Annotated in this window: 1 protein-coding gene; it reads left to right on the forward strand. The window is 44.6% G+C overall.

Annotation, left to right across the window (positions count from 1 at the left end; translation table 11 throughout):
- Nucleotides 1–224 (forward strand): replication initiation factor domain-containing protein (locus tag CWC28_RS21135; protein ID WP_171038337.1); only part of this gene is annotated, 224 nt, incomplete at both ends.

The raw sequence follows: 224 nt of genomic DNA on the forward strand, positions 1-224 counted from the left end.
GCCAATGGCGGTAACACCCTTTATGTAGGAAGTCGCAAAAATGGAAAAATGGCGCGTATTTATGAAAAAGGCAAGCAAATGCAAAGTGAAACTCAACCTAATTGGGTGCGTGCTGAGCTTGAGCTTAGGTCTATTGACCGTGTTATCTCCTTGGATGCACTTCTCAATACCGATGCCGTTTTTGCTGCTGCATACCCTGCTTTTGAGTTTGTTAGCGCTAAACG

Origin of the sequence: Pseudoalteromonas sp. S4492, from assembly GCF_005886115.1 — a bacterium.
GTDB classification, from domain to species: domain Bacteria; phylum Pseudomonadota; class Gammaproteobacteria; order Enterobacterales; family Alteromonadaceae; genus Pseudoalteromonas; species Pseudoalteromonas gelatinilytica.